Here is a 6,617-nt window from a genome sequence, read left to right as displayed (position 1 = left end):
CGACCGCGTTACGCCACGCGGCCGCGGCGTGCGCGCTCCAGGTGCACCAGCAGCAGCGAGATCGCTGCCGGGGTCATGCCCGGGATGCGCTGCGCCTGGCCGATGGTCTGCGGCCGCACGCGCTCCAGCTTCTGCAGCGCTTCGGCCGATAGCCCGCGCACCGTCGCGTAGTCGAAGGCTTCAGCGATCGGCGTGGCTTCATGCCGCTGCTGGCGCTCGATCTCCTCCCGCTGCCGGTCCAGGTAGCCGGCGTACTTCACACCAATCTCCACCTGCTCGGCCACCTTGCCGTCGGCCACGGCCGGGCCCAGCGACGGCACCTGCATCAGCTGCGCGTAATCCAGCTCGGGGCGCTTGATCAGGTCCAGCACGTTGGTTTCGCGGCTGACCGCTACGCCCAGCGTGTCCTGCACCTCGCGGCCCAGCGCATTGGCCGGGGTTGCCCACAGCGCACTCAGGCGCGCGCGTTCGGCGGCGACGGCGGACTGCTTGGTCTCGAACGCGCTCCAGCGCCGGTCATCCACCAGGCCCATCTCGCGGCCGGCCGGGGTCAGGCGCTGGTCGGCATTGTCCTCGCGCAGCTGCAGGCGGTACTCGGCGCGGCTGGTGAACATGCGGTAGGGCTCGTTGGTGCCGTGGGTGATCAGGTCATCCACCAGCACGCCCAGGTAGGCTTCGTCGCGACGCGGGCACCAGCCGTCCAGCCCACGCACCTGGCGTGCGGCGTTGAGGCCGGCCAGCAGGCCCTGCGCGGCGGCTTCTTCATAGCCGGTGGTGCCGTTGATCTGGCCGGCGAAGAACAGGCCGTTGACCAGCTTGGTTTCCAGCGAGGCCTTCAGCCCGCGTGGGTCGAAGAAGTCGTACTCGATCGCGTAGCCGGGGCGGGTGATGTGCGCGTTCTCGAAGCCGCGGATGCTGCGCACCATCTCCAGCTGCACGTCGAACGGCAGCGAGGTGGAGATGCCGTTGGGGTAGATCTCGACGATGCCCAGGCCTTCGGGTTCGACAAAGATCTGGTGGCTGGCCTTTTCGGCGAAGCGCACCACCTTGTCCTCGATGGACGGGCAGTAGCGCGGGCCGATGCCTTCGATCTGGCCGCTGTACAGCGGCGAGCGATGCAGTGCGTCGCGGATGATCTGGTGGGTCTGTTCGGTGGTGTGGGTGATCCAGCAGCTGACCTGCTGCGGATGCTCGTCCACCGAGCCGAGGAAGGACATCACCGGGCGCGGCGAATCGCCGGGCTGCTCGTCCATCACGTTGTAGTCCAGCGAGCGGCCGTCGATGCGCGGCGGCGTGCCGGTCTTCAGGCGGTCCACCTGGAACGGGCGTTCGCGCAGGCGCGCGGCCAACGTGGTGGCCGGCGGGTCGCCCATGCGGCCGGCGGCGTATTGGGTTGGGCCAACATGGATCTTGCCGGCCAGGAAGGTGCCGGCGGTCAGCACCACGGCCTCGGCGTCAAAGCGCAGGCCGGTCTGGGTGATCACCCCGCGCACGGCGTCGCCTTCGATGACCAGGTCATCGACGGCGGCCTGGAACACGGTCAGGTTGGCCTGGCCTTCGACGATGGCGCGGATCGCCATGCGGTACAGGTTGCGGTCGGCCTGGCAGCGGGTGGCGCGCACGGCCGGGCCCTTGGAGGCGTTGAGCGTGCGCCACTGGATGCCGGCGCGGTCGGCGGCATGCGCCATCGCACCGCCGAGAGCGTCGATTTCCTTGACCAGGTGGCCCTTGCCGATGCCGCCGATGGCCGGGTTGCAGCTCATCGCGCCCACCGTTTCGATGTTGTGGGTCAGCAGCAGGGTGCGCACGCCGGTGCGGGCCGCGGCCAGCGCGGCTTCGGTGCCGGCGTGGCCACCGCCGATGACGATGACGTCGTAACGATGGAAGGACGGGTTCATGGGGGGCTGTTCAGCTGGGGGCGGGCGCGGACCGGGGGGCGGCGCCGGGGTGGCGATTTTAGCGCCATTCGGGGGCGGGACGTCGGTGCCGGCCGGCCGGCGTCGAAATCAGCCCTAAAGTTGGCAGGATTTTTGCAGATAACCCAATAGCACCCATCGTGGCTGGCGCCGTAGGCGCCCGTGACCGGAATTGGAACAGGGGCCGGTACAGGCGCACGGTGGGGGAGCAGAGGGCCGGCAGTCGGGGGACTGTCCGGCCCTGTTTTTTGGGGCGGCGGGAAAGGCCCCATCCACGCATGGCGTGGATCTCACTGACGCTGGGGCTCTCGCCGGTTGGCGGCCCGGCAAAACAAACGGCCCCGCATTGCGGGGCCGTCTGCCTTCAGAGGTGCCGACATCCGACAGGGCCGGAACAGGGGGGATCCAGATGTTCCTGTCGGATATCGACGTAGAGCTTTTTGCGGCGGCCCGTGTCGTTTTTGTCACATTGTGACGCGGGCCGTCACTGGTCCCGTAGAGTGCGGCTTGGACCGTGTGAAATGCAAGACGGTTCAGCGCTCAACTGTGCGCTGCGTCCCACGATCCATGTTGCGCCAGGGGGAACCGTTCATCCTCGGCGCACTCGGCACGGGGGCCGGACGGGCCTGTGGCGGTGGTGCCGACGGCTGGATGTTCGACTGCGGCGGGCGCCGCATCGAGTCCATGTTCCGCCATGGCGAACCGCCGTTGTACGACGGCCGCGACGGCGGCGGACGGTTCTCGCCGCCATTGCCCGGGCGCGGTGGCGGGCGGTGGTTGTGCGGCGGACGGTAGATCGGACGCGAGTAATACGGGTTGCCGTAGCCGCCGTAGTAGCCGCCATAGCCACCGTAGTAGGGGCCGTAGTTGTAGGGATAGCCGGCCGGGTAGCGGTACTCCACCGACGGCGCACCGTGGTAGTAGCTGCCACTGCGGCCGCCGCCGACATAGTCGTAGGTGGTGCAGCCGGTCAGGGCCAGCAACAGGCCACCGGCAAGCATCAGGCGCGTTTTCATGGTGGGTCCCCCCAGAGGACGGGTGTGCAGTCAGCTTCGTGCGCCGGCATTGAATCGGCCCTTAATTCCACCGGCCAGGATGAATGGAGGTGAAGGCCCGCATGCTGGCATGACCTGTGCCCCGGTCGCCAGCGGGGAGCCTTACGTTAATCTTGCGTCATGAGCGATTCACTGTTGCCCCGCGCCGATGACGTCCTGCTTGCTGCCGCGAGGATCGCCCCGCATGCCAGCGTGACCCCGGTGCTGCGCTCGCACACGCTGGATGCGATGGCCGGGGCACAGCTGGCCTTCAAGGCCGAGCACCTGCAGCGTGGTGGTGCATTCAAGTTCCGCGGCGCCTGCAATGCGGTGTGGTCACTGGACGCCGATCGCGCCCGTGCCGGTGTGGTGACCCATTCGTCCGGCAACCACGGTGCCGCCCTGGCCCTGGCCGCACGGACCCGTGGCATTCCCTGCCACGTGGTGGTGCCCGAAGGCGCGGTCGCGGCGAAGCTGGCCAACATTGCCCGCCATGGTGCGACGCTCTGGCGCTGCCCGCCGACCATTGCCGACCGTGAGGCCACCTGCGCCAAGGTGCAGGCCGATACCGGCGCAACCCTGGTCCATCCCTATGCGGACCCGGTGGTAATGGCCGGGCAGGGCACCGCGGCCCTGGAACTGCTGCACAGCGACGGCCCGTTTGACGTGATGGTGGTGCCGGTGGGCGGCGGTGGCCTGGCCAGCGGTACCGCACTGGCCCTGCAGCACGCCAGCCCGCAGACCCGGCTGGTGCTGGCCGAACCGGCCGGCGCCGATGACACCGCACGCTCGCTGGCCGCAGGCGAGCGCCAGGGGGCGTTCACTCCGGACACGATCTGCGATGGACTGCGTACCCTGATCGGCGCGCCCAATTTCGAACTGCTGCGTGCGGCCGGTGCCGAGGTGATCGTGGTCGATGACGCGGCGACGATGGCCGCGATGCGCCTGCTGTGGGAGGTCCTCAAGCAGGTGGTCGAGCCGTCCTCGGCCACCGTGCTGGCTGCGGTGCTGGCGCAGCCGCAGCGTTTTGCCGGCCTGCGCGTGGGCCTGGTCCTGTCCGGTGGCAATGTCGACCTGCCAGCGCTTCGCTGGGGGGCGCCTTGAGCCGCGAGCGCAACCGGCATCGCACCGGCCTGCTGGGCTGGCTGTGGCGGCTTTTCGTGGTGCTGGTGATCTGGCTGCTGGGCGTGACTGCGTGGATCGTCTGGGTCGGTGAACGTGACCAGGCCGCCAAGGCCGACGCCATCATCGTGCTCGGGGCGGCGGCCTATGACGCCAAACCGTCACCGGTGTTCGAAGAGCGCATCCGCCATGGCCTGGACCTTTACGAGGCCCAGTACGCGCCACTGCTGATCTTCACCGGTGGCTATGGCGGCACCGGCGCGCGCTTCTCCGAATCGCAGGTGGCGCGGCGTTATGCGCTCAAGCATGGCGTGCCGGACGATGCGATCCTGATCGAAACCGCTTCGCGCAACACCGTGCAGAACCTGGTCGAAGCCAAGCGGCTGATGGACCAGCGCAACCTGCACCGGGTGATCATCGTCAGCGACCCGCTGCACATGGCGCGCGCGCTGCGCCTGAGCAGGGCGCTGGGCATCGATGCGCTGGCTTCGTCCACGCCCAGCACGCGCTTCCGCAGCTTCCATACGAGTTGGCGCTTCCTGGTGCAGGAGATCTATTTCTTCCACCGCGACCTGGTGCGCCCGCCGCTGAGTTCGCCGGCCAATACCTGAGGCGGAAGCCTGCCTTGGTTGGCACAATGCCGGCCCATACCTGCCTTTGGTAGGTGCCGACCTTGGTCGGCACACTGCTGGCGGCACCGCGATCTGATGGGTTGTGCCAACCAAGGTTGGCACCTACCAGAGCGATTCGCGTGTGGTGTGGAATGCGGTAGTGCCGGCCGCTGGCCGGCAGATGCCCACCATGGAATCGTGAGGTTGCCGGCCAGCGGCCGGCACTACCGGACGATCAGGTCTGCTTGCGCCGGATCGGAATCGCCGACACCGGCACCGCGGCCACGTCATGCCCGCCTTCGCGGATCGGTGCGCCCGGGTCCGGTGCCCAGGCGTGGGCATAGATCACTTCCCAGCTGCTGGGCAGCTTGCCGTCGGCACGGCGCATCGGTTCATACGCCGCCGCCGCAGCGGCGAAACGGCCGCGCCCGGTCAGCGTATGGCGGCGGTCCACCCGTGCATTGGTCGCGCCCATCGCGCGCAGCTCGCGCATCAGCGAGGGCAGGTCGTCGTAGGTCAGGGTGAACAGGTCACGGTCCAGCACCGGGTCGCGGAAGCCGGCCATCATCAGCGCATCGCCGAACTGGGCGATCTGCGCGAAGCGGCTCACGTGCGGGCGGTCATCGGCGGCCGCGAACGCTTCATTGAGTTCAACCAGCGTTTCCGGGCCGAAGGTCGAGCACAGCAGCAGGCCACCGGGCTTGAGCACACGGCGGAACCCGGCAAACACCGCCGGCAGGTCGTCCACCCACTGCAGGCACAGGTTGCTGAAGATCACGTCCACGCTGTTGTCGGCCAGCGGCAGCGCGGCGGCGTCGCCGCACAGGCGCTGGAACGGCTTCCACCAGCCGGCCTGGCGCTTGGCCTGGTCCAGCATCGGCAGCGCCACATCCAGCGCGATCACCTGCGCCTTCGGCCAGCGCTTCTTCATCAACGCGCTGGCATGGCCGGTGCCGGCACCGATGTCCAGCACCACCTCGGGCTTGCGCGCCTCCAGGTAGTCCAGCGATTCGATCAGCCGCGACTGCACTTCGCGCTGCAGGGCGGCGGCGGCGTCGTAGCTGTTGGCGGCACGGGCGAACGCGCGGCGGACATGGCGGGCATCGAAGTGGGACGGCATTGCGAAAGTCTCTTAGAACGTACCGGGGTAGGCGCCGCCGTCGATCAGCAGGTTCTGCCCGGTGAGGTAACCGGCCTGTGCACTGCACAGGAAGGCGCAGGCGGCGCCGAATTCGTCGGGTGTGCCGAAGCGGCCGGCGGGGATCTGCTGGCGGCGGCGTTCGGCCACTTCGCCGGCGTCGCCGTCCTTGCCCGCACTGTGGGCGAAGTTGGCGCGCAGGCGGTCGGTGTCGAACTGGCCGGGCAGCAGGTTGTTGATGGTGACGTTGTGGGCCACGGTGCGGCGCGACAGGCCGGCGACGAAACCGGTCAGGCCACTGCGCGCGCCGTTGGACAGCGCCAGGATATCGATCGGGGCTTTCACCGCCGACGAGGTGATGTTGACGATACGGCCGAAGCCGCGCGCGATCATCGCGTCGACGGTGGCGCGGATCAGCGCGATCGGCGCCAGCATGTTGGCGTCCAGCGCGGCAATCCAGTCGTCACGCTCGAAATTGCGGAAATCACCGGGCGGCGGGCCACCGGCGTTGTTGACCAGGATGTCCACCTGCGGGCACGCGGCCAGCGCGGCGGCACGGCCGGCTTCGGTGGTGACGTCGGCGACAATCGCGCGCACCTCGGCGGCACCGGCCAGCGCGCGCAGCTCTTCAGCGGCGGCCTGCAGGGCGGCTTCGCCGCGGGCCACGATCACCACGTTGACGCCTTCACGCAGCAGCGCACGCGCGCAGCCCAGGCCCAGCCCCTTGCTTGCGCCGCAGACCAGTGCCCAGCGGCCATTGATACCCAGATCCATGCGTCAATCCTGCGGAATTCGG

General features: G+C 68.9%; 6 protein-coding genes. 2 read left to right on the top strand and 4 right to left on the bottom strand.

The window, feature by feature from the left end; genetic code table 11:
* Nucleotides 1–8: 8 nt before the first annotated feature.
* Together mnmG and N5D91_RS11310 are read right to left on the bottom strand one after the other, a co-directional pair.
* Nucleotides 9–1,898, bottom strand: a complete 1,890-nt coding sequence (gene mnmG, locus N5D91_RS11315; protein WP_180855603.1) for a tRNA uridine-5-carboxymethylaminomethyl(34) synthesis enzyme MnmG — start codon at nt 1,896–1,898, stop codon at nt 9–11.
* Nucleotides 1,899–2,449: 551 nt separating this feature from the next.
* Nucleotides 2,450–2,932, bottom strand: a complete 483-nt coding sequence (locus N5D91_RS11310) for a hypothetical protein (protein ID WP_153854761.1) — start codon at nt 2,930–2,932, stop codon at nt 2,450–2,452.
* Between the two features lie 159 nt (nt 2,933–3,091).
* Between N5D91_RS11310 and N5D91_RS11305 the strand changes: the two genes are divergently transcribed.
* Both N5D91_RS11305 and N5D91_RS11300 read left to right on the top strand, forming a co-directional pair.
* Nucleotides 3,092–4,054 (top strand): pyridoxal-phosphate dependent enzyme, encoded by a 963-nt coding sequence (locus tag N5D91_RS11305; protein WP_180855604.1) that lies wholly within the window; start codon nt 3,092–3,094, stop codon nt 4,052–4,054.
* Complete coding sequence (locus tag N5D91_RS11300) at nt 4,039–4,683, top strand: YdcF family protein (protein WP_180848222.1); 645 nt, start codon at nt 4,039–4,041, stop codon at nt 4,681–4,683. The genes N5D91_RS11305 and N5D91_RS11300 overlap by 16 nt, the downstream gene beginning before the upstream one ends.
* A 235-nt stretch (nt 4,684–4,918) precedes the next feature.
* Here the strand turns inward: N5D91_RS11300 and bioC are convergent, their stop codons facing one another.
* On the bottom strand, nt 4,919–5,803 hold the full coding sequence (gene bioC / locus N5D91_RS11295; protein WP_153854759.1) for a malonyl-ACP O-methyltransferase BioC: 885 nt from the start codon (nt 5,801–5,803) through the stop codon (nt 4,919–4,921).
* A 12-nt stretch (nt 5,804–5,815) separates the two neighbouring features.
* Nucleotides 5,816–6,595 carry an SDR family oxidoreductase gene (locus N5D91_RS11290; protein WP_180854507.1) on the bottom strand — a complete coding sequence of 260 codons (780 nt, stop codon included), beginning with the start codon at nt 6,593–6,595 and terminating at the stop codon, nt 5,816–5,818.
* Between the last annotated feature and the right edge of the window lie 22 nt (nt 6,596–6,617).

It is taken from the genome of Stenotrophomonas sp. GD03794 (genome assembly GCF_029842145.1).
Lineage (GTDB): Bacteria > Pseudomonadota > Gammaproteobacteria > Xanthomonadales > Xanthomonadaceae > Stenotrophomonas > Stenotrophomonas riyadhensis.
This window is presented reverse-complemented; position numbering and strand designations above follow the sequence as displayed.

Bases quoted from the DNA above. Each gene is read 5' to 3' on its own strand.
- mnmG (WP_180855603.1), bottom strand. From the start codon at position 1,898: ATGAACCCGTCCTTCCATCGTTACGACGTCATCGTCATCGGCGGTGGC.
- N5D91_RS11310 (WP_153854761.1), bottom strand. From the start codon at position 2,932: ATGAAAACGCGCCTGATGCTTGCCGGTGGCCTGTTGCTGGCCCTGACC.
- N5D91_RS11305 (WP_180855604.1), top strand. From the start codon at position 3,092: ATGAGCGATTCACTGTTGCCCCGCGCCGATGACGTCCTGCTTGCTGCC.
- bioC (WP_153854759.1), bottom strand. From the start codon at position 5,803: ATGCCGTCCCACTTCGATGCCCGCCATGTCCGCCGCGCGTTCGCCCGT.
- N5D91_RS11290 (WP_180854507.1), bottom strand. From the start codon at position 6,595: ATGGATCTGGGTATCAATGGCCGCTGGGCACTGGTCTGCGGCGCAAGC.